The 25,232-nt window shown below is 64.8% G+C and carries 23 protein-coding genes; 10 read left to right on the top strand and 13 right to left on the bottom strand.

What is annotated here, in order from left to right:
- Positions 1-32: 32 nt before the first annotated feature.
- Positions 33-1,370: a cation:dicarboxylate symporter family transporter gene (locus tag BLR29_RS14140; protein WP_255371256.1), complete on the bottom strand. Its 1,338-nt coding sequence runs from the start codon at positions 1,368-1,370 to the stop codon at positions 33-35.
- Positions 1,371-1,508: 138 nt separating this feature from the next.
- Positions 1,509-2,903 (bottom strand): class-II fumarase/aspartase family protein, encoded by a 1,395-nt coding sequence (locus BLR29_RS14135; RefSeq protein ID WP_092137813.1) that lies wholly within the window; start codon positions 2,901-2,903, stop codon positions 1,509-1,511.
- Between the two features lie 129 nt (positions 2,904-3,032).
- On the opposite strand from BLR29_RS14135, the gene BLR29_RS14130 reads away from it, so the two are divergent.
- Entirely contained in the window at positions 3,033-3,812 is a 780-nt protein-coding gene (locus BLR29_RS14130; protein ID WP_092137812.1) for a GntR family transcriptional regulator, read from the top strand.
- Positions 3,813-3,970: 158 nt separating this feature from the next.
- On the opposite strand, the gene BLR29_RS14125 is transcribed toward BLR29_RS14130, so the two are convergent.
- Both BLR29_RS14125 and BLR29_RS14120 read right to left on the bottom strand, forming a co-directional pair.
- The gene (locus BLR29_RS14125) at positions 3,971-4,939 is read right to left on the bottom strand and encodes a Bug family tripartite tricarboxylate transporter substrate binding protein (RefSeq protein WP_369804619.1); all 969 of its coding nucleotides are present in this window, start codon (positions 4,937-4,939) and stop codon (positions 3,971-3,973) included.
- A gap of 95 nt (positions 4,940-5,034) precedes the next feature.
- Positions 5,035-5,922 (bottom strand): isocitrate lyase/PEP mutase family protein, encoded by an 888-nt coding sequence (locus BLR29_RS14120; protein ID WP_092137625.1) that lies wholly within the window; start codon positions 5,920-5,922, stop codon positions 5,035-5,037.
- A gap of 117 nt (positions 5,923-6,039) precedes the next feature.
- Here BLR29_RS14120 and prpR point away from each other — a divergent pair, with 117 nt between their 5' ends.
- The gene (gene prpR / locus BLR29_RS14115) at positions 6,040-8,037 is read left to right on the top strand and encodes a propionate catabolism operon regulatory protein PrpR (RefSeq protein WP_092137624.1); all 1,998 of its coding nucleotides are present in this window, start codon (positions 6,040-6,042) and stop codon (positions 8,035-8,037) included.
- A 103-nt stretch (positions 8,038-8,140) separates the two neighbouring features.
- On the opposite strand, the gene BLR29_RS14110 is transcribed toward prpR, so the two are convergent.
- Positions 8,141-9,055: a sterol desaturase family protein gene (locus BLR29_RS14110; protein ID WP_092137623.1), complete on the bottom strand. Its 915-nt coding sequence runs from the start codon at positions 9,053-9,055 to the stop codon at positions 8,141-8,143.
- A 311-nt stretch (positions 9,056-9,366) separates the two neighbouring features.
- Here BLR29_RS14110 and BLR29_RS14105 point away from each other — a divergent pair, with 311 nt between their 5' ends.
- From BLR29_RS14105 to BLR29_RS14085, 5 genes are all read left to right on the top strand, one after another.
- Entirely contained in the window at positions 9,367-9,750 is a 384-nt protein-coding gene (locus BLR29_RS14105) for a hypothetical protein (protein ID WP_143018461.1), read from the top strand.
- Positions 9,751-9,814: 64 nt separating this feature from the next.
- On the top strand, positions 9,815-10,108 hold the full coding sequence (locus tag BLR29_RS14100; protein ID WP_092137621.1) for an EF-hand domain-containing protein: 294 nt from the start codon (positions 9,815-9,817) through the stop codon (positions 10,106-10,108).
- Between the two features lie 61 nt (positions 10,109-10,169).
- Positions 10,170-10,613 carry a DUF3574 domain-containing protein gene (locus tag BLR29_RS14095; protein ID WP_092137620.1) on the top strand — a complete coding sequence of 148 codons (444 nt, stop codon included), beginning with the start codon at positions 10,170-10,172 and terminating at the stop codon, positions 10,611-10,613.
- A 60-nt stretch (positions 10,614-10,673) separates the two neighbouring features.
- Positions 10,674-11,015, top strand: a complete 342-nt coding sequence (locus BLR29_RS14090) for a hypothetical protein (RefSeq protein ID WP_092137619.1) — start codon at positions 10,674-10,676, stop codon at positions 11,013-11,015.
- A gap of 64 nt (positions 11,016-11,079) precedes the next feature.
- Positions 11,080-12,096, top strand: a complete 1,017-nt coding sequence (locus BLR29_RS14085; protein ID WP_092137618.1) for a ribonuclease Z — start codon at positions 11,080-11,082, stop codon at positions 12,094-12,096.
- A gap of 193 nt (positions 12,097-12,289) precedes the next feature.
- Here BLR29_RS14085 and BLR29_RS14080 read toward each other — a convergent pair whose 3' ends face one another.
- Positions 12,290-12,793: a helix-turn-helix transcriptional regulator gene (locus BLR29_RS14080; RefSeq protein WP_092137617.1), complete on the bottom strand. Its 504-nt coding sequence runs from the start codon at positions 12,791-12,793 to the stop codon at positions 12,290-12,292.
- A gap of 346 nt (positions 12,794-13,139) precedes the next feature.
- On the opposite strand from BLR29_RS14080, the gene BLR29_RS14075 reads away from it, so the two are divergent.
- Positions 13,140-13,649: a Plug domain-containing protein gene (locus tag BLR29_RS14075; protein ID WP_255371232.1), complete on the top strand. Its 510-nt coding sequence runs from the start codon at positions 13,140-13,142 to the stop codon at positions 13,647-13,649.
- A 63-nt stretch (positions 13,650-13,712) separates the two neighbouring features.
- Here BLR29_RS14075 and BLR29_RS14070 read toward each other — a convergent pair whose 3' ends face one another.
- Positions 13,713-14,393 (bottom strand): response regulator, encoded by a 681-nt coding sequence (locus BLR29_RS14070; RefSeq protein WP_092137616.1) that lies wholly within the window; start codon positions 14,391-14,393, stop codon positions 13,713-13,715.
- A gap of 109 nt (positions 14,394-14,502) precedes the next feature.
- On the opposite strand from BLR29_RS14070, the gene BLR29_RS14065 reads away from it, so the two are divergent.
- A complete protein-coding gene (locus BLR29_RS14065; RefSeq protein WP_255371231.1) occupies positions 14,503-15,603 on the top strand; it encodes an ABC transporter substrate-binding protein in 1,101 nt (366 codons plus the stop codon).
- A gap of 2 nt (positions 15,604-15,605) precedes the next feature.
- On the opposite strand, the gene BLR29_RS14060 is transcribed toward BLR29_RS14065, so the two are convergent.
- From BLR29_RS14060 to BLR29_RS14045, 4 genes are all read right to left on the bottom strand, one after another.
- A complete protein-coding gene (locus BLR29_RS14060) occupies positions 15,606-16,655 on the bottom strand; it encodes an ABC transporter substrate-binding protein (RefSeq protein ID WP_218132698.1) in 1,050 nt (349 codons plus the stop codon).
- Positions 16,656-16,829: 174 nt separating this feature from the next.
- Complete coding sequence (locus BLR29_RS14055) at positions 16,830-18,143, bottom strand: CitMHS family transporter (RefSeq protein WP_092137614.1); 1,314 nt, start codon at positions 18,141-18,143, stop codon at positions 16,830-16,832.
- Positions 18,144-18,155: 12 nt separating this feature from the next.
- Complete coding sequence (locus BLR29_RS14050; RefSeq protein ID WP_092137613.1) at positions 18,156-20,855, bottom strand: CoA-binding protein; 2,700 nt, start codon at positions 20,853-20,855, stop codon at positions 18,156-18,158.
- A 21-nt stretch (positions 20,856-20,876) separates the two neighbouring features.
- Positions 20,877-22,151 carry an ATP citrate lyase citrate-binding domain-containing protein gene (locus BLR29_RS14045; RefSeq protein ID WP_092137612.1) on the bottom strand — a complete coding sequence of 425 codons (1,275 nt, stop codon included), beginning with the start codon at positions 22,149-22,151 and terminating at the stop codon, positions 20,877-20,879.
- Positions 22,152-22,336: 185 nt separating this feature from the next.
- Here BLR29_RS14045 and BLR29_RS14040 point away from each other — a divergent pair, with 185 nt between their 5' ends.
- Positions 22,337-23,239 (top strand): DMT family transporter, encoded by a 903-nt coding sequence (locus tag BLR29_RS14040; protein WP_092137611.1) that lies wholly within the window; start codon positions 22,337-22,339, stop codon positions 23,237-23,239.
- A gap of 99 nt (positions 23,240-23,338) precedes the next feature.
- Here the strand turns inward: BLR29_RS14040 and BLR29_RS14035 are convergent, their stop codons facing one another.
- Both BLR29_RS14035 and BLR29_RS14030 read right to left on the bottom strand, forming a co-directional pair.
- Complete coding sequence (locus BLR29_RS14035) at positions 23,339-24,691, bottom strand: epoxide hydrolase family protein (RefSeq protein WP_092137610.1); 1,353 nt, start codon at positions 24,689-24,691, stop codon at positions 23,339-23,341.
- A gap of 6 nt (positions 24,692-24,697) precedes the next feature.
- The gene (locus tag BLR29_RS14030; protein ID WP_092137609.1) at positions 24,698-25,099 is read right to left on the bottom strand and encodes a cupin domain-containing protein; all 402 of its coding nucleotides are present in this window, start codon (positions 25,097-25,099) and stop codon (positions 24,698-24,700) included.
- Positions 25,100-25,232 lie beyond the last annotated feature (133 nt).

Here is a 25,232-nt window from a genome sequence, read left to right as displayed (position 1 = left end):
GTTGTCTCCTCGTTGGTGTTCTGGGGTCCGGCTCAGATGGCGGTGGCGCGCTTCATCGGGATACCGGACGAATGCGGATTGGCGGCGTCGGCGTCCTCGCCCAGCAGGGTGCCGTCGTCGAGCGCGGCGTCGGCTGCGCCGATGTCCGGATAGCGCTCGGGATACAGATGGCGCTTTGCGGTCTCGGCATCGAAGGTGCCCGACCACTTGGCGATGACCACGGTCGCCACGCTGTTGCCGATGGTGTTGCACGTCGAGATGGCCATCGACAGGAACCGGTAGACGCCGAAGATGACCGCCAGGCCCTCCACCGGCAGGATCCCCGTCGACGTCACGGTCGCGGCGAACACCACGAACGACCCGCCCGAGACCGTGGCCGCGCCCTTGGACGTCAGCAGCATGAGCAGCAGGATGCCGATCTGGTGATCCAGCGTCAGCGGCACGCCGTAGGCATGCGAGATGAACATCACGCCCATCGCCATGAAGAGCGACGTGCCGTCGAGGTTGAACGCATAGCCGGTCGGCAGCACCAGGCCGACGGTCTGCTTGGCGCAGCCCAGGCGCTGGAGCTTGATCAGCAGGCGCGGCAGCGCGCTTTCCGACGATGCGGTGCCGAGCACGATCAGGATCTCGTCCTTGATGTAGCGCAGGAAGCGCCAGAGGCTGAAACCGGCCAGCTTCGCCACCAGGCCGAGGACGACGGCGATGAATAGCACCACCAGCGCATAGAAGCTCAACACGAACTGCGCCAGCGCGACCAGCACGGCGGCGCCATTGCTGCCCACGGAGTACGCGACCGCACCGAAGGTGCCGATCGGCGCCAGCTTCATCACCAGGTTGATGAACGAGAACAGCACTTCCGAGATGGTGTCGAGGCCATCGTTGATCTTCACGCGGCGGCTCTCGGGAATGGCGAGAATGCCGATGCCGACCATCACCGCCAGCACCACCACCTGCAGCAGTTCGCCCTTGGCGAAGGCGCCGACGAAGTTGTCGGGCACGATGTGCATCATGAATTCGAGGAAGCCTTGCGGCGCGGCGGCCTTGGCGGCGGCCGGCGTGACGGCGCTGCCGGCCATGTGCGACATGCCCTTGCCGATCTCCAGCACGTTGCCGGCGAAGATGCCGACCACCAGCGCGATGGTGGAGATCACCTCGAAATACAGGATCGACCGCCAGCCCACGCGCCCGGCGCTCTTCACGTCGCCCGCCGAGGCGATGCCGTGGACGATGGTGAGGAACACCAGCGGCGCCACGCCGGCCTTGATCAGCGCCAGGAACATGTCACCCAGCAGCTTGAGCTGCGAGGCGAACTTCGGAAACAGGAAACCGACGGCGATGCCGAGGATCAGCGAGACAAGCACCTGCATGCCGAGCTTGCGATACCAGGGCAGGCGCACGTTGTTTGGCGGAACCTCCGGCGGGTTGGCCGGCAGGTTGGCCGGTGGGTTGGCTGGGGTCTGGATGGTCTGGTTTTGCATGATGTCTTCCTCCACCGGAGCCTGTGCTCAGGCCACCTTGCGGGACAGTTCGATGGCTTGATCCACCATCTGCGGGGCGAGGCCCAGGTAGTTGGCCGGGTCGGTCATGCGCTCGATGGCGGCGCGCTCGAAATGCCGGGTGACGGCCGGCAGCGCGCACAGTGCGTCGGCCAGCGTTCCGCCCGATTCGTTGACGGCGCGGCAGGCGTCGTAGACCACATCGTGGGCCTGCTGGCGGCCGATATGCGGCGCCATGCCCATCATCACGGCCTCCGCCACGATCAGGCCGTTGGTGATGCCGAGGTTGTGCTTCATGCGGGCGGTGTCCACGATCAGCCCGCCCAGCGCGAACTTCGCCTGATGTAGCGCGCCCGACGTGAGAATGAAGCTCTCCGGAATGGCGATCCATTCGGCATGCCAGGGGCCGGTGGCGCGCTCGAAGTCCTGCACCATCGCGTCGACCATCAGGCCCGCGTGCTGGCGCACCGCCTTCGACGCCGCGAGCATCAGTTCGCTAGAGATCGGATTGCGCTTCTGCGGCATGGTGCTGCTGGCACCGCGGCCCTTGACGAACGGCTCGTAGACTTCGGCGAATTCCGTCGATGCCATGATCATGATGTCGAGCGCGATCTTGCCGAGCGACCCGGTGACCAGCGCCAGCAGGTTGACCGCCTCGGCAAAGCCGTCGCGCGCCACGTGCCACGTGGTGGCGGGCACGCCGAGGCCAAGTTCCTCGGCCAGCGCGCGCTGCACGTCGAAGCCCTTGTTGTCGCCTTGTCCGCCCAGCGATGCCAGCGTGCCGGCCGCGCCGGCGAACTCCACCACCGCCACGCGCGGGCGCAGTTCGGCGAGGCGCTGCTGGTGGCGGTCGAACATCGCCAGCCAGATCGCGGTCTTGTAGCCGAACGTCACCGGCAGCGCCTGCTGCAGGTGGGTGCGGCCGGCCATCGGCGTATTGCGGTGCTTGATCGAAAGATCGGCGAGAATGCCGCGCAGCTCGCGGATATCGGCGTCGATGCTGTCCAGCGCGTCGCGCACCTGGAGGGCCACGGCGGTGTCCATGATGTCCTGCGTGGTGGCGCCCCAGTGCACGTAGCGCCCAGCCTCGCCGCACATCGCCACCAGCTGGTGCACCAGCGGCAGGATCGGGTAGCCCACGATGTCGGTTTCCTCGCGCATGTGGTCGAAGTCGATCCGCTCGATGCGCGATTCGCGGGCGATGGCCTCGGCCGCCTCCGCCGGAATCACGCCGACGCGCGCCTCGGCCTTGGCCAGCGCGACCTCGACGTCGATATAGCGCTGCACCAGCGCGCCGTCGGAGAAAATCTGGCGCATGTGCTTCGTGCCGAACGCGTCACGGAAGAGGACGGAGTCGACCACGGTGCTGGCGGCGGGAATCGCGGAAAAGGAGTAGGTGGACATGGTGCTACCTTGTGATGGTGAGTCGGGTTCGCTAATATGTTCGAACATATCGATCATTAAATATGTTCGAACATATTTCGCAAATGAGGGTTTACCCCGTCTCGTGGAGAAGTGATGCAATCGATCCCAATGAGCAAAACCAATTCAGCAGAGATCGCCCGGCAGCTTCTGGACGGGATCGCCTCGGGGCGCTTCCCGGTCGGCACGCTGCTGCCAACGGAATTCGAGCTGTGCAAGCAGTTCAACGCCAGCCGCTACACCATCCGCGCGGTGCTGCAGGAGTTGCAGGACCAGGGGCTGGTGTCGCGGCGCAAGAACGTGGGCACGCGCGTGGAGGCGTCGCGGCCCAAGGCCGTGTTCCGGCCCACGCTGGCGTCGGTGGACGACCTCGTGCAGTTCGGCGCGGAGCACCTGCGGCTGGTGCAGTCGGTGGAGAAGGTGAAGGTGGATGGCGGCGTGGCGCGCGAGATCGGCTGCGCGGACGGGACACCGTGGCTACGCATCTCGAGCATCCGCCTGAACGATGCGCGCGATGTGGGCGACCGTCGCAACCATCGCGATGATCGCGACGGCCGCGGCGCCTTGCCGATGGCCTGGACCGATGTCTATATCGACCCGGCCTACACGGAGATTGGCGACATGGTGCGCGCGTCGCCGGACACGCTGGTCAGCACGCTGATCGAGTCGCGCTATGGGCGGCAGATCGCGGAGATCGAGCAGGACGTGCGCGCGTCGACCCTCACCGACGAACGCGTGGCGAGGGCGCTGAAGCTCGAGCTGGGCGCGCCGGTATTGAAGATCGTGCGGCGCTATCTGGACGCCGACGGGCAAACCTTCGAGGTGACGGCGACGATCCACCCGGCGGACAGCTTCTCAGTGTCGATGCGGCTGAAACGTTCCACGCCGTAGTGGCATGACGTGGCGATGGCACGAGGCCTGCAGCATGGGGGCTGCATGAAGGCCACCGTCGAACGGTGGCTACGCGATGGGCTTTCGCGCAGGACAGGTGAGCCGGGAAAGGGAAGCAACCTCCCCTCCCCCGGCCACGACCGGGTCCTGCGCGGCCATCACTTTTCCTGCATCTTGGCGGCCCTCACGATCTCGCCCAGCCGCTTCCGCTCCGCATCGACAAACTTCACGAAGTCCGCACGCGTGCCGCCAATCGGCTCGATACCCACTGCCTTGAGTTTCGCGGCGGCGGCCGGGTCCTTCATTGCGGTATCCACCGCAGCGGCCAGCTTGTCGAGGATGGCGTTTGGCGTGCCCTTGGGCGCATGAATGCCGGCCCAGTGGGCAATCTGCAGTTCCGGAAAGCCTTGCTCCACGGCGGTGGAGAGTTGCGGATAGGCCGAAATGCGCTGCGTCCAGGTGGTCGCCAGCGGCTTGAACTTGCCTTCGTGCAGGATATGCGGAAGCGCGATGATGCTGGCCTCCGAGGTGCCTTCCACCTGACCGCCCAGTACGGCCGTGGTGCTTTCCGATCCGCTCTTGTAAGGCACGGCTTGCAGCTTCGCGCCGTACTTCACATTGAGGATTTCGGCGACGAAGTGCGGCGTGCTGCCGGTTCCCGCCGTGGCGAAGTTGAATCCGGCGCCCTTCTTCGAAGCCTCCACGAAGTCGCGCAAATCCTTGTAGGGCGCGTTCTTCGGCACGACGATGACCGACGGCGCAAGCCCGATCATGACGACGGGGACCAGTGCGTCATCCTTGAAGGGAACGGACTTCTTGATCATGCTGTTGGAGATCACGCCAGCGGCGCTGACCAGGAACGTGTAGCCATCCGGTGCGCTCTTGGCCACCGCGTCGGCGCCCACGGTGCCGCCCGCGCCCGGCCGGTTGTCGATCAGCACGGTCTGGCCCAGCGCCTTGGAAGCCCCCTCCGCCGCCGCCCGTGCCATCAGGTCATTGGCACCGCCAGCGGCAAAAGGCACCACAAGGCGAATCGTCTTGGTAGGCCACTGGCCTTCGGCAAAAGCCGGCGCCGCCGCGATAAAGCTGGCCGAAGCCAGCAGGCCGAGAGTGAATCGGGTCGTCATCATCAATGCATGTCTCCGTCCGGGAATGGGTGGTCCCGTTTGATTAGCGTGGTTTGAATTGGGATGGTGCGGATGCGATCGAACGGTGTTGCCGCTCAATCGTCCTTTGCCGCGTATTCGCGATCGAGCGCGTCATACAGGGGCTTGTTGACCAGCCGCTGCCGCTCGCTGAATGGCGCCACCAGGGATGCATCCTCGTCAAGCCGGCCATTCGCTCGCAGCGTGCCGAGCGCCCGCTGCATGCCAAGCACCGCGCCCTGCAGCGCCGCGTTGGCGTACAGCACGATGGCATAGCCAAGGCCGGCGAGCGCCTCGCGCGACTGCGTCGGCGTCTTGCCGCCGATCACGATATTGATCAGCTGCGGTGCGTCGATCAGTTTCGGCAGGCGCTCGATGTCGGTCAGCGACTCGGTCGCCTCGATAAACAGGATGTCCGCGCCCGCCTCGACGAAGCGGTGGCCACGCTCGATGGCGTCTTCGATGCCATGCACGGCGGCGGCATCGGTGCGGGCGATGATCAGCAGGTTGGGGTCCTCACGCGCATCGACGGCCGCACGAATCTTGCCGAGCATCTCGCTCGCCGAGATGACTTCCTTGCCGGCGAAATGCCCGCACTTCTTCGGCATCACCTGGTCTTCGAACTGGATCGCATCCGCGCCGCTGCGCTCCAGCGTGCGGACGGTCTGGCGCACATTGAGCGCGTTACCAAAGCCGGTGTCGGCATCGACGATCAATGGCAGCGCGACGGCGTCGCGGACCCGTGCGGTGTGTTCCGCGATGTCAGCCAAGCCGATGAAGCCGAGATCGGGCAGGCCAAACGACATGTTGGTCACGCCAGCACCGGTCAGATAGAGCGCTTCGAAGCCGGCGTCCTCGATGACGCGCGCGCTCATGGCGTTGAAGGCGCCGGGTACCAGCAGGCCCTGGCGTTGATTGACCTTGGCGCGGAATGCCGCGCGGCGAGCAGTAGACGAGATAGTCATAGGTTTTCTCCAGTACGTGACTTTTCGCAGGGATCGTGCCAACCCCCGAGTCTTTCTGTTTTCTGTTTGAAAACAACGGTTTATAGAAGACGCTGCGCCAGAAACGTTCGTGCGACAATGTTTCACGTGTTTCGTGAAACGTTCCAGAAACGTTTTCACTTCTGGAGATTCATCGTGTCAACGCTCGCCTCGAACCCGAACCAAGGCCGCCCCGGCATCGCGCTGGTCAGCATCAGTCAGTTAAGTACGCTATGCGAAACCGTCGCGCCGCGCTATACGGAGCACGCGAAATTCTTCTCGGTGCGCGCGGGCTACGGTGCCGCCGTGACTGCCCTGCAGGCGTATGTCGATGCGGGCAAGGTCGACGTCGTGCTGGCCGCCGGATCGAACGGCGCGTATCTGCGCGACAACCTGAGCGTGCCGGTCGTGATGGTCAAGGTGAACGGCTTTGACGTGCTGAGCGCCATCACGCATGCCATCACGATGTGGCCCGGCGCCCCCATCGGACTGGTCCTGCACGAGACGGTGTCGAAGGAGTTGACCGACCTCAGCGCGTGGCTGAACGTCGCCTTGAAACAGCGCGCCTACCGCTCGATCGACGAAGTCCGCGTGGCCGTCCGCACGCTCGCCGCCGAGGGCTGCGGCGTCATCATCGGCCCCGGCATGGCCTGCGATCTTGCGCTGCAGGCGGGGCTGCACAGCGTGTTTCTCTATTCCCTCGGCGCTGTTGAAGAAGCATTCGAGCGTTCCATCGAGCTGGCACGCATGAGCCGCCAGAAGGAGTCAAAGCGCGTACGGCTCAACACCATCGTCGCGCATCTGCGCGATGGCGTCGCCGCATTCGACCAGGCGGGGCAGCTCGAAGTGGTCAATCCTGCGATGGTCGATCTGCTCGGGCTTGACCATGCCCACGACCTGGCGCCGCAGTTGACGAGAGCGGTCGGCCCGCTGTTAAGAGAGGCGCCTGACAACGCCGACCCATCGGGCGACGAGCGCATCGAGCAGATCGGCGGCCGTTCGCTGATCGTCAACTGCGTGCCGATCGTCGAGCACGGTTTGCGTTCCGGCGCCGTGGTTACCGTACAGGACGCGCTGGTCGCGCAGCGCATCGACCGCTCGCTGCGCACCAGCCAACGGCCGAAGCACCTGGTGGCGCGGCATGGCCTGGCGGACCTGACCGGCGCATCGCCGGCGCTCGAGCGTGTGCGGCGCCTGGCGCGGGCCGGCGCCGCCCACGACGCGACCGTACTGCTGACAGGTGAGAGCGGCACGGGCAAGGAGCTGGTCGCACAGGGCATTCACAATGCGAGCCGCCGACGCGGCAATCCATTCGTCGCGTTCAATTGCGCGGCCCTGCCGGAAGGGCTGATAGAAAGCGAGTTGTTTGGTCACGAAGAAGGCGCCTTCACCGGCGCGCGGCGCGGCGGCAAGCCGGGCCTCTTCGAAATCGCGCATACGGGGACGATCTTTCTCGATGAAGTCGGTGAAATGCCGGCGGCGACGCAAAGCCGGTTGCTGCGCGTGCTGCAGGAGCGGGAGGTGATGAAACTCGGTTCGGGGCGTGCCACACCGATTGATGTTCGCGTCATCGCGGCGACGCATCGCGACCTGCGCGCCATGGCCGAACAGGGTGCATTTCGCGCGGACCTGTATTTCCGGCTCAACCTGCTGCAAATCGAACTGCCGCCATTGCGCGAGCGGCGCGGCGATATTCCGGACCTTGCGCGGCACCTCCTTGCGCGCAGCGCCGCAAAATACGAGTTGCCCGCCACGGCCACGGAGCGCGTGCTGGAATTCCTGACGCCGCTGTTCGAGCAATACGCATGGCCCGGCAACGTACGGGAGCTCGATAACCTGGTGGCGCGCGCGGCGATCTATCTCGGCGATGCCACGAGCGACGCGTGGCTGGATCTGCGGGATGTTTTTCCGGAATTTGGACGAATACAAGCAGCGCCTGCGCCGGCGACCCTGCACAAGCCAATCGATTCGCCGCCGACCACGGTGACCCGCGACGACGTATTGCGGGCCCTGGAAGAGCATGGCGGCAAACGTGCCGCAGCCAGCCGCGCGCTCGGGATCGGACGAACCACGCTCTGGAGACTCATGAAGGAGTGAGAGGCACTATCAAAATGATTCTGGCGTCGTTGCCTTCGGGTTGACCTCAACGCAAAACGGGCAGCTCACGCTGCCCGTTCTACCGTCTCCTGCCGCCCTTCTCTTATCTCGCGCTGACGACTGCCGCCTGCCCTGCCTCCGCCTGCCGGCGCAGGCTCTCGGTCGTTTCACCGCTGCCGTCCGGCGTCCAGCCCGGGGGCATCACCACGTAGCCAATCGCATTCAGCAGGCTGCCGGCATTGGCCATGTCCTTGCCCAGGCTGACCCAGTGCTCGAATTGGTTGACGATCGGGTTGTGGGTGGTGGTGGGCTTGACCAGGCCGTAGCGGCAGGGTTCTTCCTTGCGTTCTTCCACGTAGGTGCCGAACAGGCGATCGAAGACGATCAACACGCCGCCGAAGTTGGCATCCAGGTAATCGATGTTCGAGGCATGGTGAACGCGGTGCGCCGACGGGGTGTTGAACACATATTCGAGCCAGCCCAGCTTCGGAATCCAGGTGGTATGCAACCAGAACTGGTACAGCAGGTTCAGGCTCAGCGTAGCCAGCACGACTTCAGGACGCACACCAAGCCAGACCAGCGGGGCGAAGAACACGGCGCTGCCGGTGATCTTGCCAGTCCAGCCCAGACGGTAGGCAGTGCCCAGCGTCAGCTCGTTCGGCGAGTGGTGCACGGCGTGCGTCGCCCAGAAGAAACGAATGCGGTGCGAGGCGCGGTGGTACCAGTAGTAGCAGAACTCTTGTCCGACGAAGAGCAGCAACACGGCCAGCGCGCTGTGAATCTGGAGCGTAAAGATGCGGTGCTGCCAGGCCAGCGAAAAGATCGGCGTGGCCAGCGAGAGCGGCAGGAACGCCATCAGCTTGCGCCCGGCCAGGTCGGCCAGCGACAGGCCGACTTCATGCCAGGGGTAGGTCTTGCCCTGCTGGCGCGCCTTGCGTGCCAGCACGATGGCTTCGACCAGCGAGACCGCCACGATAAACGCCGTGACGCCGAGATTGAAAATGAGCAGGTTGTGCATGATCCGTCCAGTGCCGTGAGTTGTGACGCGTTGCAGTGCGGAGGAGCGTTGCTGCGTCGGTGAGGCAAATGTAGTGGGCGGACGGCGGTAGCGCCATGCAGGAAGTATGTCGACTTATGTCATGGCTGGCGACGCGGCACCACCCCATGAATCCCGGCCTTGCGACAAGACCCGCAGCGCATTCCCCGCTGGCGGCCGGTGTAACGCGGCGACATTTTTCTCCACGCGATTTTCGCGGGGCATCGTCCTATAGTTCGACCCGTTGCCGCGCCACACCGGCCGGCCTGGAACCGAACCCCAAGGACCTTTCGATGACTTCGCTCTCCACTCTCTCCCAGCTCTCCTCGCGCTTCAGCCACTTCCCTCGTTCCCTTGGTGCAGCCGCCGGCACGCTGATGCTGCTGGCAAGCAGCCAGGCGTTTGCGGCCACCGCCGTCGTGGTTGCGCCGACAACGGTGTACGTGCGGCCGCCGAAGGTGGTGGTGGCCACGCCGCCGAAGGTTGTGGTGGCGCCGCCGCCCCAAATGGTCGTCGCCACGACGCCGCTGCCGACCGTGGTGGTGAAGGCCACGCCGCTGCCACGCGCCGCCTACGTTGCCCCGCACGCCATCTATGTGGCGCATCCGATGCAGACGCCGGTGAGGGTGCCGGGCCATTGGGTCGGTGGCGTGTGGGTGCCCGCGCACCTGGCCTGAGTCTTTCCAGCCGATTTCCTTTCCATATCTGCCGGCAGAGGCCGGCTGTCCAACGGAGAACATCATGAAGAAGATGATTGCAATGCTTGCCCTGTGCCTGGCTTCGGCGGGTGCGTTCGCGCAGAGCGTCGAGATGCCAGCCACGGCCAGCCCGCGTGTCGAGCGTGCCATGCAGCAGCTTCAGGCGCGCTTTGCCAGCGCCAATACCACGCACGACGGCAAGCTGACGCGTGAGCAGGCCGCCGCCGGCATGCCACGGGTCGCGAGCTATTTCGACCAGATCGACACGCAGCGCAACGGCTATGTCACGCTGCCCGAGATCGAAGCGTTCATGGGGCAGAAGATGATGTCCCGTTGATGCGTGGAGGCGCCCTATCCGATCTGCCTGCGCGGCGTGGGCACTGTACTAGTCTTTAAGCATGCAAGATCGGCGCCCCTCTCCGCTCCGTATCCGCCATCCCGTCGGCATCGCGCTCTCGCTGGCGACGATGCTGGCGTTGTCCGGCTGTGCAGCCGTGTCCGCCCCCGCGTGCGCGGCAGGCGAGCAGCGCGCAGTCAGCGAATGGATGGTCTTTGGAGGCGCGAAGCCTGATGGCGTGGTATCGGCATCCGAATGGAATGCCTTCCTGCAGGACACCGTGACCCCACGCTTTCCGCAAGGCTTCACGGCCTGGCCGGCCTCCGGACAATGGCGTGGCGCCGACGGACATGTGATTCGCGAACCCTCATACGTCCTGAGTCTCGTGTACGCCGCAGACGATCGCAGCGACGCCCGGGCGCAAGCCGTGGTCAGCGAGTACAAGACCCGTTTTCAGCAGGAAGCCGTGCTTCGGGTTCGCAGCCCGGCGTGCATGTCGTTCTAGCTGGCGACCCACGCGAGCCCGGGTGACATCCGGGCCACAACCACACTCCAGGGAGATCCGATGAAGCCTCGTGACGACCCACAGAAGTGGTGCCGCTTCTATATCCTCGATGAGAAGAACCGGCCGGTACAGGTCACCGATCAGGAAGCGTGGTCCCGCTGGATGGCGGAGAACGACCTGGTATTCCGCAGGACCCTGCTGGAGCAATCGGGCGGTGTGGTGACCACCCGCTTCCGGGGCGTGTCTGAAGCGGCGCCGAAAGACACGCCGTTGTTCCTCACGCGCGTGACGGGGCTAGCCGGGCACGACAACGAGAGTTATGGCGCGCCGACGCTCGACGCCGCAATGGAAGAACATGAGCGGATCGTACAGAAGCTGCTTCGCGAGCTATCCGGGCAGTGATTTGCCGATCGGGCCAGCACGCGCCGATCTCCGGGCCCCGGTGTCTGACGCACCGTGAGTGATCATGCGTCCCTTGCTCGAAGCCCGCCTTGTCAACGACGTCTTTGGCGACCCGGGGTTGTTCGTCAACTTCGTGGACGAACGGCGCGCGCTGCTATTGGATCTTGGCGACATCACCAGCCTGATGCCGCGCGATCTGATGCGCCTGTCGCATGTGTTTGTCACGCATGCCCACATGGATCACTTCTCTGGCTTCGACCATCTTCTGCGGGTGCTGCTCGGACGAAAGCCGTGCATCGTGCTATACGGCGGACCGGGATTCGTGGCGCAGGTCGAGCACAAGCTGCTTTCCTACACCTGGAACGTGGTGCATCGCTATGCGATCCAGTTGGTCATCGAGGCGGTCGAAATCGAACTGGACGGGCAGATGCGGCGTGCACGCTTTTCCAGCCGTCACGCCTTCGCCAGGGAGGCCGAATCGTCTATTGGTCGGACCGATGACATCGTTCATGACGAGGCGACGTTTCGCGTGCGCGCCCGTTTTGTCGATCACGGGATGCCATGTCTGGCCTACCTTGTGGAGGAAAAGGCGCGACTCGGCGTCATCAAGGAGCGCCTGGTCGAGTCCGGCCTGACCACCGGCGCCTGGCTGCGCGACCTGAAGCACGCCGTGCTGACCGGCGCCGCCGACGACGCGCCAATTCTCGTGCAGTGGCGTGACAGGAGCGGCGATCACGCCGTGACGCGCACGGTCGGCGAGTTGAGCCGGCTGATTCTGGAAATCGTTCCGGGCCGGCGTATCGGCTACGTCACCGATCTGCGCTATACGAGCGAGAACGTGGAAGCGCTGGCGCACCTGATGCAAGGGGTCGACCAGCTCTTCATCGAGAGCGTGTTTCTCGATGTCGACAAGACACACGGCCTGCGCAAGAACCACCTGACCGCCGCCCAGGCTGGCCAGATCGCGCGCAGCGTGGGCGCCTATGCGGTGACGCCATTCCATTTCTCGCCACGCTACCGGGGCCGCGCCGCCGAACTGGCCACGGAGGTACAGGATGCCTGGGGTGGGAGCGGTCTGTAGGGGGCGTTCAACACGAACACCATTGCGGTCATCGAGAATCGTCTGCGCGACCGCCGCCTGCTGGTGGAGCGCGGGGAAGTCATGATCTCGGTTGCCCATACCTGACGCGGCTCTGAATCCTGGGCGGGCGATACCCGTATCCGCGATATCGGCACCGTCTTCAACGCCTGGCTCTCGCTAGCCTGACGCGATGTCAGCTCGCAGCGGCTGGCGCCATCAAGTCTTCCAGGAAGTAGGCGGCCAACTGATGGCGCCCTTCGAGCTTGGCCTTGGCATAGATGTTTGCCGCGTGCTGGCGCACGGTCTTGGCCCCGCTCTCTCGCAGCCCAGCGATCTCTTCCAGCGACAACCCCTTGACCAGCAGCAGCGCCACATCCTTTTCCGCCGGGGTCAGCTTCCAGGCATCGAACTGATCCTGCATTTGTTTCAGGAAATCCTTTGTCGACTGCCGCGCGGAGGCGTCGCGCTCGACAATGGCGCGCTCGCCAGCGGTAGCCGAGTTCTTCAGTTCCGCGAACTCACGCGCCGCGCGCTGACGCTCGCGCATGAACAGCGCGAGGATCCAGAGAAACACGACGGTGGCAGCCGCTTCCGTCACCATGTGATAGTTGACCCCGCTGGCCACGTGCAGCTGCCACAGATCCCAGATCTGATAGGCGGGAAAGAAGGCGAGCAGGAGCAAAAACTTGGGCGGCATGGGGGATACAGGGCGTCGAAAGCGCCCCATCGGATGGGATTCGAACTGCTGTGAAATGGACGATGCAAATGTAACTGATTCTCGTTTATATGAAAAGAAAGATGAGTCCCAAGCACCGCAGGGCGGTACGTAGAGTGCGTCATTGTTCATATTAGTGGCCCGGGACATTTGTCCCGTGTCCCATTTTTGACGCACTCGATGCCCGCATTCCCACGGCAGATGACGCGTATGCGCCGGACAGATGTCCCGGAATGCCAGCCTGGCGGGGAATTCAAATTGAGGGTGGAAATGATTCGCATTAGCCTTCGCAGGTCTTCTCATCAGCCAACCTGCCGCTTCCATTCTGATGACACGCGCTTCTCGCTTCGGCCCAGCAACCCGCCCCCGCACCATCGCCACCATTGCTTCCGCGTTGATTGCCGGGCTGCCCACCGCAGTGCGTGCGCAATCGGTATCACCTTCCGCGTCCGAGCAGACCCTGCCCGCGGTGACAGCCTCCGCCAGCCAGGTCGCCCCGGGTAGCCTGCGGGACACCGTCACGACCGGCACCAAGACGGATACGCCACTGCGCGACATCCCCGCCGCCATTACCGTCATTCCGGATACGGTACTGCGCGCCCAGGGTGCCGTGGACATGAACTACGCGCTGCAGAACTCCGCCGGTGTGCAGCCGCAGCTTGCCGGCGGGTATGGCTTTGCCAACAACTACACGATTCGCGGGCTGGCCATGCGCTTCCTGCGCGACGGCTATCTCGATGGTCCCAGCCAGAACGGCTATTACCGCACGATGTATGACGTGGACCGCATCGAGGTCCTCAAGGGCCCAGGCTCGGCGCTCTACGGTTCGCGCACGTAGCCGATGCGAAAGCCTGCCGCCCAGACGATCACCAGTGGAATCAGCAGCCAGCGCAGGAGATGGTTACGCAGCCGGATCATCGGTCACTTCCAACCGATACCCCAGTCCGCGCAACGTGCGGATTCGCGTGCCGCTGCCCTCCAGGCGCTTGCGCAGGCGGTGCACATAGATCTCCACCGCCTCCGCGCTGACGGCATCGTCCAGCGAGCACAGTTGCGCGCACATCTCCTGCTTGCTGACCGGCCGGCCAGCACGGGTGATCAGCGTTTCCAGCACGCCGTGCTCGCGTCGCGGCAATTCCAGCGGCTGCCCGGCCACGGTAAATTCCATGGCGACGCTGTCGAAACACAGGCGGCCAAGCTCGAACAGCGCATGGGTGCGTCCCTGCCGGCGCCGCGCAATGGCGCGCAGGCGGGCGATCAGCTCGGTCAGGTCGAATGGCTTGGGCAGGTAGTCATCGGCGCCGGCATTGAGGCCGCGCACGCGATCGGGGGTTTCTCCCGAGGCGGTAAGGATCAGGACCGGTACATCGTCACCACGCGCCCTGACGCGGCGCAGCACCTCGATGCCGCTCAGCCCCGGTAACGCCAGGTCGAGTACCACCACGTCGTAGTTCTCGGCCTGCAGCAACTGATCGGCGTGCAGCCCGTCGGAAACCATGTCGAGCACCATGCCGGCGGCACCCAGGGCCTCCATCAGCGAGCGTGCCAGCTTCGGGTTGTCTTCGACGACTAGGGTGCGCATGGCCTGACTCTCGGATGAAAATACCAGTGTCCGCACGAAGTATATGGGCGCCTATAATGGTGCGCCAACTTCGACAGACCCAGGGGGAAACATGAGATGGAGAGCATGGTTGAGCGGTCTCCTCCTGCTGCAATGGCCGTTGCTGTCGCTGCTGCCAACGCTGGCGGCGGCGCAGGCCCAGGTCCCGGAGAACTATCCCGGCAGCTACGCGGCGACCATCGCGGCCGCGCGGCAGGAGGGCAAGGTCGTCATCTATTCTCCCTCCGACGTGGCCGAGGCCACATACCTGATTGCCGATTTCAAGTCCATGTACCCCGGCATCGAGGTGGAATACCACGACCTCAACAGCACCGAGATCTACGACCGCTTCCTGAAGGAAATCCAGAACCGCAGCGCCACCGCCGACGTGCTGTGGAGTTCGGCCATGGACCTGCAGGTCAAGCTGGTCAACGATGGCCACGCCTTGCGATACGCCTCCCCCGAACGTGCCCACCTGCCGGACTGGTCCGTGTGGAAAAACGAAGCATGGGGCACGACGCTCGAACCGGCGGGCTTTGCCTATAACAAGCACGCACTGCCCGCAGCCGAAGTGCCCCGCACGCATGCCGACTTCATTCGCCTGCTCAAGACTGATCCCGCACGTTTCAATGGCCGCGTGGTGACCTACGATCCATCAGCTTCCAGCCTCGGTTTCCTGTTCGCCACGCAGGACGAGAAGGCCTCCGGCATGCTGTGGGAGGTTGCGCAGGCGCTCGGCGCCAATCGCGCGCGGCAGGCGCCGAGCACGGCAGCGATGCTGGAGAGCGTGTCTTCCGGCGAAAGCCTGCTGGCCTACAACGTCCTCGGCTCCTACGCCGCCAGCAAGATGCGCACCGATCCCGCCATCGGGCTGGTCTACCCGCAGGACTACGTGCTGGTCGGCTCGCGCATTGCCTTTATCCAGCGTCACGCGGCACATCCCAATGCGGCCCGGCTCTGGCTCGACTACATCCTGTCACGGCGCGGGCAGACCGTGCTGGCGAACCGGATGGGCTTGTTTCCATTACGCGGCGATGTCCCCGGCGGTGGCAATGCGGCGGTGTTTCGCCTCGACGCCGGCGGCAAGGTCAGGCCGATCGCGATCGGCGTCGGCCTGATGGCCTACCTCGACCGCACCAAGCGTCAGGATTTCCTCAGGCGCTGGAATGATGCGCTGGCGCGCTCGCCCTGAACCTAGGGCGACACGACGGCCTGCCGCCATTGCAGGATGAAATCCCGGTAGTTCTGGTTATTGAGATAGCCGATCAGGCCGGGCCCGACGGCGATCGGCCGCAGGCTGGCACCGAGCGTCTGCTTCAGGCGCGCCGCCGTGCTCTCGCCCTGGACGTCATCGCGCACCGCAAAAAGGCGCGCGCTGGTGGCAATCACGGTCTGGCCGCGCTTCGACAGCAGATAGTCGACCCACAGCTTCGCGGCATTCGGATGCGCCGCCTTCTTGCTTACCAGCAGGATGCGCGACATGACCAGCGTGTAGTCCTTCGGAAACACGTAGCCAATCGATGGATTTCTTCGCGCCTGCGCGAGCGTGTAGGCACCGAGCAGGTTGTAGCCGATCAAGGCCTGGCCAGAAGCAATGCGCCTGACCATGGCGTCGGTGGTCAGGTCCAGCCGCACGCCGCTCTTGCCCATGGCGCGGGCGATATTCCAGAAGTCCGCGGAGACCGCGACATCCTGCGTCGCCAGGAAGAAGCCGAGCCCGGACTTCTCGATGTCATAGCTGACCACCTTTCCCCTGAAGCGGTTCGGGTCCGCATTCAGTAGCCGCGCCAGTTCCGCGTGCGACTGCGGCACCTCGCTGGCCTTCAGCTGTGTCTTGTTGTAGGCAAAGACCACCGGCTCGAAGGTGGTGGCGAAGGCCTCATCCTTCCAGTTGGCCCATGCGGGCAGGCTGGCCTTTTCCGGCGAGTCGTAGCGCATCGCGTAGCCATTGCTGACCAGCGCGGCCTGCTGGTCCATGGCCGAACTCCACAACACGTCCGCCGATTCGCCGCCGAGCTGCGTTTCGGCGACAAAGCGGTGGTAGAGCACGGTGCTGTTGAGGTCCTCGTAGGTAACGTCGATGCGCGGGTACATCGCCCGGAAATCCGCGATCAGCACGTTGGCGATGCTGGCATCGGTGGTCGAGTAAATCACCAGCCGCCCCTCGTCCTCGGCGGCCTTGACCGTCGCCGCATAGGCCAGCGGATAGCCGGCCGGCACCCTGCCCCTGGCCGAATAGCCCATCAACTCTTCGGCGTCGTCGGACTCCTGTGCCTGGCCGAGCGAACAGAGCAAGCCCAGTCCCAGCGCGACGAGCAGCGTTCTGCGTTGTCGTCGGGCTCGCGAGGCTGGCGAGCCAGCGGCAACTACCTGTGGATGCGGCATGGATGGGATGACGTTGCGCATGAAGAGAGGCCGTCAGGGTGCATGGCCGACGAGAGGAATGACGCCCAGCAAGACGGTGGCAATCAGCATGACCAGCGCCGCCGACAGCGCCCACAGCATCGTATAGCGCTGATGGTCGCCGAATTCCACCTCGGCCAGACCGACCAGCAGATAGGTCGAGGCCACCAGCGGACTGAGCAGGTGCACCTGCTGGCCGATCAGGGATGCCCGCCCGATCTCCGCGGCACCGATGCCGTAGACGGCGGCGGCCTTGGCGAGGATCGGCAGGATGCCGAAGTAGAACGCGTCATTCGAGATGAAGAAGGTGAACGGCACGCTCAGCACGCCGGTCACGATCGCCATGTAAGGGCCCATCCAGGGCGGCACGGCGGCGATCACGCTGGCCGCGATCGCATCGACCATCTTCGTTCCCGACAGGATGCCAACGAAGATGCCGGCCGCGAAAATCAGCGCCACCACCGGCACGATGTTCGCCGCATGCGAGCTGAGTCTCTCCTTCTGCTCGGCGAGGTCCGGATAGTTGATCATGATGGCGATGGCCGAGGCCACCATGAACAACACCTGCAACGGCAGCGTGCCGAGGATCAGCAGCACCATCAACGCCACCGTCAGCAGCAGGTTGACCCACAGCAGTCGGGGACGGGCGATGCTCGGGTCGCCCATCGCCACGTCGGGGGACGCAATGCCGGCGGCCGCACCGCCCAGCGCGATGGCGCCCAGACGCCTGCGTTCGCGACGGCCAAGGATGAACGCCACGAACAAGCCCCACGCGCCGGTAACGACCATCGGCAGGATCATCGGCACGAAGATCAGGCCCACGTCCACGCCCAGGGCGCTCGCGGCGCGTGCGGTGGGTCCGCCCCAGGGCAGGATGTTCATCAGCCCGCCCGCCATCATGATCACGCAGGCCAGCACCAGCCGGCTGATGCCCAGCCGCTTGTAGAGCGGCAGCATGGCGGCACAGGTGATCATGTAGGTGGTCGAGCCGTCGCCGTCGAGCGACACGACCACCGCCAGCACGAAGGTGCCGACCACGATCTTCATCGGGTCGCCACCCACCAGCCGCAGGATGCGGCGCACCACGGGGTCGAACAGGCCCGCGTCGATCATCAGGCCGAAATACAGGATGGCAAACATCAGCATCACGCCCGTGGGCGCGAGCTTCTTGATGCCATCCAGCATCATCGGCCCCAGCTGCATGCCAAAGCCCCCGAGCAGCCCGAACACGATCGGCACCAGGATCAGGGCGACCACGGCCGAAAGCCGCTTGGTCATGATCAGTGCCATGAACACGACCACCATCGAGTAGGCGAGCAGAGTCAACATAGCGCGAGCGTCCTAGGCCACGAACCCGCACTTCGAAGCCGCCGTGCGCGTGTCCATGTTCCGTCCCCGGTTGAGGTGATCGTCAATCTCGGCGGCACAGCCGAGCATGCGCGGGTATAGGAAGATCGTGAAAGCTGCCGTCTCCAGCGCACTTTCCGCGTATTGCCCGCTCTGCCAGGGCCGCCACAGCATCTTGAGCAGCAGCGCGGCGATCACCGCGTCGATATTCACGCAGTACACATTGCGCGATACGCCCTCGTCGAACAGCGTCTGCACCAGCGTCCGGTAGAACGCGTGGAATACGTTGTACTCGCCGCGCTCGGCAAACAGGTTCCCGATGAACACTTCACGAGGATCGTGGTTCACTGGTTTGTCCTTGAACACTGGGTGGTTGACACCAGGGATCTTCTGGATGTCCAGGCTGCCCGTATTCTTCTTGTTTGCCTTGTAATCAGCATAGTCCCTGACGTAGCGCTGCGCGAGTGCCTTAAGGTCGATACCGTGGCCGGGGTCGCCCGGGTCCTGGAGGCCCGCATCCCTGAACTGATCGATCAGGAAGGCGATGCCCTCGTAGCCGTTGCCGCCATGCGCATAGCCGGTGTGCGTCAGAAAGCCGACCAGCGCCTTGTTGAGCTGCACGCGCTCCGGATCTTCCGGGCCATCGGCGGAAACCGCGCCCTTGGCGCCCTGCGCCGAGATCGTGCCCGGTCCGTTGCTCAGCAGCAGCCCCACCAGCACCTGGAACGCATGCAGGTCAGCCGCATTGGCGGTCAGGCCCAGCAGCGCGACGAAGGCCACTTCGGTGATCGACCGTTGGCCGAGGAGATCGCTGGTCGCCATGCCGCAGAAAGCGCCGGGCTGGTGCCGGTCCGCCGGCACCGAGGCGCCGATCAGCGCGCCGAACAGCTGCATCCACCATGGCAGGCTCTCGGCGGTGATCCGCGATACGCGCTTGCGTTTCAGCGGGCCCCAGGCCAGCGTGGCGCTGATGGCGGCCAGCACGGCATCCTCCGTCGGATGCCCCGGCAAGGATCGCAGGTAACGCACAAACACCGATTTCGCGCCCCGTGTGTCGATGCCCTTGAGCATCGCGCTGGCCCGGTCGTCGGGTTGTTCCGATACGAACAAGCCTGGCGATGCAAGCCGGACGCCGCTGGTGTCGAAGTCTTCGTTCGTCGCGTCTTCGAGGCCGGTCGCGGCAAAGGCGTCGATCAGCATGTGCGTCAGCGCGCGTGCGCGTTCCTGCGAGCGCGGCCCGAGGATGCTGGCCGCCGCGGCCAGCACGCTGTTGGGCGCATTGCCGGCGTCGCGCGCGGCCTGCGCCGCTGCCAGCGCGGGGTGCCCGTGCAGGTTGAGCGAGGCCGCCAGCGCCACGTTGATCAGCTTCTGGTCGTTGACACCGCCGGGCTCGTGCAGCAGCGCAAGGTTCACGTTGACTTCCAGCGGATACCGCGTCGCGTCGAGCATCGACACGCCATGCAGGCTGGTCAGCTGCGTGCCGGCATCCATCTGCGAAGCGCCCGAGGTGTCCTTCATCGACTGGCGCGGCAGCACCGCGCCGATCTGCCGGGCGAGCGCACCGATCTGCTCGCCGTACGGCGCGGGCGCCTGCACCACGGGCAAGTCGAGATCGGCTGGCAGCGACAAGCCCTTGTTGCTGCTGAACCAGGGCTTGAGCTCCATCGTGCCTTCCGGCTCGAAATCGGGTTCCACGCCGTTGGCACGCATCACGGCGGTCAGCGCCGCGGGGATGTCGGCGATATTGGTCACCACCGCGCCCTTGGCCGAGAAGACCGGGCACTGCGGCGTGAACAGCCCGTCGACGCCGAACTTCTCCATGAACCAGCGCTCCTTGGATTCGGCGTCGTCGCCGCCGCCCGCCATGGCACCGGCATGGCCCACCGCGCGCGTCAGCCGGCTCTTCCAGCGCCCGACCACGCAGGCCACCACCGGCTTGGTGAAGGTTGCATCGCGTTCGTAGAAGCCGCCGGGCTCGCAATACAGGACTGCAGCCTTGCTGCGATCATCGTTGGACAGCGCGTACGCGAATTCCGGCGCGGCATAGTGGATGTAGACGTCTTTGCCACTCGAAATCAGCGTGGTCGTGCCCCAGCCCGCCATCCGCATGTATTGCGCGATGGTGGTGGTAAAGCTGCCCGAGTTCGACAGGATCGCGATCGAACCCTTGCGCAGCAAATCGCCGGGCGCGTCGCCGCCCAGCGCTCCACCGATGCGTACCTGGTTCCAGGCGTCGGCCACGCCGAGGCTGTTGCCACCGAAGATATCGATGCCGTTCAGCTGCGCCAGCGCCCGGATTTCGCGGGCATCGTGCACCGACATCTTTTCGGTCGGGATGAAGATCTTCTTCAGGTCGGGATTGACCCGCACCAGTTCCACCACGCCGTCATCGGCCGCCGACGGCGGCAGATAGACCACGCCGCAATTGAAGCGATGCCCCGCTTCCAGCCCTTCCCGCACGTTGTTGTAGACCGGGATCGGCCCAACGGGGGTGTCGAGCACCTGGCCCTTGCGGCCGGGCGAGGTGCCGAACACCACGTTGCCGCCCGAGTAGGCATGGCCCACCGGCGTGACATCGCTGGACTCCCCGCCCATGATATTGAGCACGCACACGCGATCCTCGCGCGTCGCCACTTCGGCCAACGAATGGATGCCGACAAAGTACTTGAAATCGCTCACACCCTTGATACGCATCGCAGTCTCCAGACAGTGGCTTCAGGCGGCCACATTCAATCGCGCCGCAACCTGCTCGCGGCCACCAGCTTTCATCCACGCGTCCACCTTGCGGGCGTGGTCCACCACCTCGCTCATGGCCGAGTCGAAGCCGAAGCTGACATAGGGAAGCCCCAGCGATTCGCAGGTGTCGCGCAGCACCGCCATGCCACGCACCAGGTTCGGGCCGCCGCGCCCGACCACCACATACAGCGGCGATGGGCCGTACTTGCCGAAGTGCTCGCGCAACGCGTCGGCCATGGCACGGAAGGTCTCGAAGATGTCCGTGTTATTGGACTTGCCGCCGATGATGAAGAGCACGTTGCTCTGTTTGAGCCAGTGCTTGAAGCAGATGCTGGCCACGGCCTTCATTTTTTCGTAGGGGGGATTGCCGCCGAAATCGGATGAAATGATCGCGTCGTCGCCCAGCATCTGCGTCACCAGCGAGTTGGCGCCGCCACCAAACGTCGGCGCCAGGATGGTGCCCTTCGCGTTGATGATGTACACGTCGCTCTGGCCCTGATACGTGCGCAGCTGGTTGATCTCCTGCTCGAACGGCGAGGTGTCGGCGGCAAACAGATGCGCGGGGAGGTTCAGGCGCTGCCAGCGCGGATCGTCGCGGTCGAAGCCGCATTTGAAGTCACACGCCACCGGCGTCAGCCGTCCACGCTTGTCGGCGCGCATGCGGATCGGATTGAGTTCCAGCGTGGTCATGCCGTAGTCGTGGAACAGGTCCCACAGATTGGGCAGGTATTGCACCAGCGGGGAAATGATTTCCTTCGGCGCATTCAGCCGGCTCAGCGCATTCGCCACCACGAAGGCCTTGAGGCCGGTCAACGGGCTGAACGGCACGCGCGCGATCTGGCTGTTGTCGAGCTCCTCGATCTCCATGCCGCCGTGGTGCGTCAGGGTCATGGTGGGCGCGCGGAACTCAGTGGAATCGGTCAGCGAGAAGTAGATTTCATGGTCCGAAGGCACGCCCCCTTCGAAGGTCACACCATTGGCTTTGGCGCGCTGGTTGCCATGCTCGTGCTCCACGAAGTAGAGACGCTCTTTTTCCTTGAGCGCGGAAGCCAGGTCACCCACCCGGCCGAGCAAACCCGCCTTGCCCTTCTTGCCGACGCCGCCGCGAAAGACAGGCTTGATGAAGACTTGCTTGTGGCGGTCGATCAGGTCCTTGATCTGGTCGTCGTTGGCGTCGGGCCCGAGCACTTCGGCCGTGGGAAAACCCACGAGCTGCAGCAACCGCGCGCCGTGAAGCATGCCGGTGATTTGCATGGTGTCTCCTGCATCTGTTGACCACTGATGGGAGCCAATGCTATTTCACCGAAGCTTTCGCGAGCCTTTCATCCGGGGGTAGGGGATTTCCCGCATGCTTGCGGGGTGCCGCGGGCGTTCCGTCGCGTCCGTCACGCCGTTCCGTCGGATAATGCGCCTTCGACAAGACGCAACGGTTTGCCTCCATGCACGCAAGCGCCACCAGACGGCTCGACTGGACCACCCTGTTTCTGCTCGCCTTCCCGCCCCTGGCCTGGGCCGGGAATGCCATTGTCGGTCGCCTCGCGGCCGGCACGGTGCCGCCTGTGACCCTCAACTTCGCGCGCTGGGTGCTGGCCGGGCTACTGCTGGCCCCGTTTGCCTGGCGCGGCGTGATCGCGCACTGGTCGACCCTGCGCCGGCATGCCGGCGTGCTCGTCGCCATGGGCGTCCTGTCGATCGCCAGCTATAACGCCTTCCAGTACTTGGCACTCACCACGTCGACGCCGATCAACGTGACGCTGATCGGCGCTTCCACGCCGCTGTTCCTGCTGGTGATTGGCGCCACGTTCTTCCGCGAGAAGATGAAATCATGGCATGTCGCCGGGGCGCTGTTGTGTCTGGTGGGGGTGTCCTTCGTGCTCGTGCGCGGCGAGGTCGGCCGGCTGGCCCAGCTCGATTTCGTTGCCGGCGATCTGTTCATGCTGGCGGCCACCATCGCGTGGAGCGCCTATACGTGGTTGCTGCGCAAGAAGCGCCCTGCCGTGCCGCTGCCCGTGCTGCTGTTCACGCAAATCGTGACTGGCGTAGTGGCCAGCGTGCCAGTGGTCGTATGGGAGTTGATGACACAGCATCAGCCCTTCCAGTGGAGCGGCAAGGTCGTTGCCATCCTGATGTATGTGGCCACCATCCCTTCCCTCCTCGCCTACTTCGCGTGGGATCGCGCGATTGCCCGCGCAGGCGCCCAGCTGCCGGTGTTCTTCATCACCCTGACGCCAGTGTTTGCGGCCTTGCTCTCCACGCTGCTGCTGGGCGACTGGCCGCGCTGGTACCACGCGGCCGGGCTGGTGGCCATCGCGGCGGGCATCTGGCTGGCGCAGCGGCGCTGAGCCCCCCTCCGGCGCGCCCGCGTTGCATCGACGTCGGATCGATGTCGCATCTGCACCGAAGGGGGAAAGCCAGCGCTCGCGCGCTGGCCGATGCCGCGATCAGCGCAGTGACCGGAAAGCGGCGCGTATTTCAGTACTGAACAGGACCGGTTCCTCCCAGGCCGCGAAGTGGCCGCCCTTCTCCACCCGGTTGTAGTAGATCAGGTTCTGATAGGCGCGCGCCGCCCAACTCTTTGGCGGCTTGTAGACCTCCCCGGGGAAGACCGTCACGGCCGCCGGGATCGAGATCGGGGTCAGGCGCGCGCCGCTGTTGTTGTTCTCCCAATAGATCCGCGCGCTGGCGGGCCCGGTGTTCGTCAGCCAATAGAGCGTGATGTTGTCGAGAATCTCGTCGCGGCTCAGCGCACGCTCCGGTTCGCCGCGCGTGAACACCCAATCGGCGATCTTGTCGTAGATCCACGCCGCCAGCCCCACTGGCGAGTCGGCCAGGCCATATCCCTCGGTTTGCGGACGCGTGCCCATGATCGCGGCGTAGCCGAAGCCCTTGTTGAGGAACTCCCTGGCCTGGTCAAACACCTCCCGCTCCTCGGCAGACAGGTTCGCCGGCGCGGGATCGCCACTCTTCAGCGCCTTCGCGAGTTCCGGCGGGAACGTCGTCGCGCGTTCCACGCGGTTGACGTGGATGCCGAGCAGGCCATCGGGCGCCTGACGGCCCATCGCATCGGAAATGATGGCGCCCCAGTCGCCGCCTTGCGAGACGTAGCGCGAATAGCCGAGGCGCTTCATCAGGACGTCCCACGCACGGCCGATGCGGTCCGGGTTCCAGCCGGTGCCCGTGGGCTTCCCGGAAAAGCCGAAGCCAGGCATGGACGGAATCACGAGATGGAAGGCATCCTCGGCGGCCCCGCCATGTGCAGTGGGATCGGTCAGCGGGTCGATGACTTTCAGCAACTCGAAGATCGAACCGGGCCAGCCGTGAGTCATGACGAGTGGCAATGCGTTCGGATGACGGGAGCGCACGTGGATGAAATGAATATCCAGGCCGTCGATATGCGTCAGGAACTGCGGCAAGGCATTGAGCTTCGCCTCCGCGCGTCGCCAGTCGTAGCCAGTCTCCCAGTAGCGCACCAGCGCCTGGAGCCTGGCGAGCTGCACCCCCTGGGAACGGTCGTTGACCGTTTCCGTTTCGGGCCAGCGGGTCGCCATGATCCGGCGGTGCAGGTCGGTGAGCGCGACCTGCGGGACGTGGATGCGGAAGGGACGGATGGCGTCTGCCGCGTAACGCTGCCCCGCATCGGGCTGAACGGCCGACACGACCGGAGGGAATATGGCAGCGGCCGCGGCCGCCGCTCCGCTCAGCAGCAGTGCGCGGCGGGACAGGACGGGATTCGGGGTAGATTCCGGTGCAACCAGCTCTTTGCCGTGGTTGCCTGATTCGAGGTCAAATCGCATGGCGGATTACTTGGCCGGCACGACCAGCGGTGCGCCCTTCTTGACGATATACGTCGCCAGTTCCGACGCCTTGCCGCTACCGACGTTCCTCGCCGAGTGGGCGGTTCCGGCAGGGATGAACAGCGCGTCGCCGGCCTTGAGCGTGACCGGCGGGTTATCGCCGAGCTGATACTCCAGCGTGCCTTCCAGCACATAGGCAACTTCTTCGCCCGGATGCGAGTGCTTGGGTGCGAATGCGCCGCGGTCGAAGTCGACACGAACCTGGACGGCCTCGCGTTCTGGCGCGCTCAGATCGCGCTGCAGGAGATCGGTGCGGTGGATGCCCGCTGGCTGCGCCTGCGCCGCGTGCATTGTCAGTCCGCTTCCTAGGATCAGCAGCGCCGCCGCCATCATTCGAGTCGATTTCATTGGATATCCCTTCGTCATTTCCGTGAGAGGAGATTCCATTTGAGCGGTGACGCGTATCGGCGATGTATCGGCCGGGCGGGATCTTTGTAATCCAGTGTCCACGGCGGACCGGCGGACACACTGCGATACAAGG

This window comes from Cupriavidus sp. YR651 (genome assembly GCF_900101625.1).
Classification (GTDB): Bacteria; Pseudomonadota; Gammaproteobacteria; order Burkholderiales; family Burkholderiaceae; genus Cupriavidus.
Note: the sequence above shows the minus strand (reverse complement) of the source record. Positions and strands in the feature narration are given on the sequence as shown.

Excerpts from the sequence above, each read along its gene's own strand:
- BLR29_RS14110 (WP_092137623.1), bottom strand. The coding sequence starts at position 9,055 with ATGCACAACCTGCTCATTTTCAATCTCGGCGTCACGGCGTTTATCGTG.
- BLR29_RS14030 (WP_092137609.1), bottom strand. The coding sequence starts at position 25,099 with ATGAAATCGACTCGAATGATGGCGGCGGCGCTGCTGATCCTAGGAAGC.
- BLR29_RS14130 (WP_092137812.1), top strand. The coding sequence starts at position 3,033 with ATGAGCAAAACCAATTCAGCAGAGATCGCCCGGCAGCTTCTGGACGGG.
- BLR29_RS14040 (WP_092137611.1), top strand. The coding sequence starts at position 22,337 with ATGCACGCAAGCGCCACCAGACGGCTCGACTGGACCACCCTGTTTCTG.
- BLR29_RS14080 (WP_092137617.1), bottom strand. The coding sequence starts at position 12,793 with ATGCCGCCCAAGTTTTTGCTCCTGCTCGCCTTCTTTCCCGCCTATCAG.
- BLR29_RS14095 (WP_092137620.1), top strand. The coding sequence starts at position 10,170 with ATGCAAGATCGGCGCCCCTCTCCGCTCCGTATCCGCCATCCCGTCGGC.
- BLR29_RS14070 (WP_092137616.1), bottom strand. The coding sequence starts at position 14,393 with ATGCGCACCCTAGTCGTCGAAGACAACCCGAAGCTGGCACGCTCGCTG.
- BLR29_RS14060 (WP_218132698.1), bottom strand. The coding sequence starts at position 16,655 with ATGGGCTATTCGGCCAGGGGCAGGGTGCCGGCCGGCTATCCGCTGGCC.
- BLR29_RS14035 (WP_092137610.1), bottom strand. The coding sequence starts at position 24,691 with ATGCGATTTGACCTCGAATCAGGCAACCACGGCAAAGAGCTGGTTGCA.
- BLR29_RS14140 (WP_255371256.1), bottom strand. The coding sequence starts at position 1,370 with ATGCAGGTGCTTGTCTCGCTGATCCTCGGCATCGCCGTCGGTTTCCTG.
- BLR29_RS14050 (WP_092137613.1), bottom strand. The coding sequence starts at position 20,855 with ATGCGTATCAAGGGTGTGAGCGATTTCAAGTACTTTGTCGGCATCCAT.
- prpR (WP_092137624.1), top strand. The coding sequence starts at position 6,040 with ATGTTTCACGTGTTTCGTGAAACGTTCCAGAAACGTTTTCACTTCTGG.
- BLR29_RS14075 (WP_255371232.1), top strand. The coding sequence starts at position 13,140 with ATGACACGCGCTTCTCGCTTCGGCCCAGCAACCCGCCCCCGCACCATC.
- BLR29_RS14135 (WP_092137813.1), bottom strand. The coding sequence starts at position 2,903 with ATGTCCACCTACTCCTTTTCCGCGATTCCCGCCGCCAGCACCGTGGTC.
- BLR29_RS14045 (WP_092137612.1), bottom strand. The coding sequence starts at position 22,151 with ATGCAAATCACCGGCATGCTTCACGGCGCGCGGTTGCTGCAGCTCGTG.
- BLR29_RS14105 (WP_143018461.1), top strand. The coding sequence starts at position 9,367 with ATGACTTCGCTCTCCACTCTCTCCCAGCTCTCCTCGCGCTTCAGCCAC.
- BLR29_RS14100 (WP_092137621.1), top strand. The coding sequence starts at position 9,815 with ATGAAGAAGATGATTGCAATGCTTGCCCTGTGCCTGGCTTCGGCGGGT.
- BLR29_RS14125 (WP_369804619.1), bottom strand. The coding sequence starts at position 4,939 with ATGACGACCCGATTCACTCTCGGCCTGCTGGCTTCGGCCAGCTTTATC.
- BLR29_RS14090 (WP_092137619.1), top strand. The coding sequence starts at position 10,674 with ATGAAGCCTCGTGACGACCCACAGAAGTGGTGCCGCTTCTATATCCTC.
- BLR29_RS14120 (WP_092137625.1), bottom strand. The coding sequence starts at position 5,922 with ATGACTATCTCGTCTACTGCTCGCCGCGCGGCATTCCGCGCCAAGGTC.
- BLR29_RS14055 (WP_092137614.1), bottom strand. The coding sequence starts at position 18,143 with ATGTTGACTCTGCTCGCCTACTCGATGGTGGTCGTGTTCATGGCACTG.
- BLR29_RS14085 (WP_092137618.1), top strand. The coding sequence starts at position 11,080 with ATGCGTCCCTTGCTCGAAGCCCGCCTTGTCAACGACGTCTTTGGCGAC.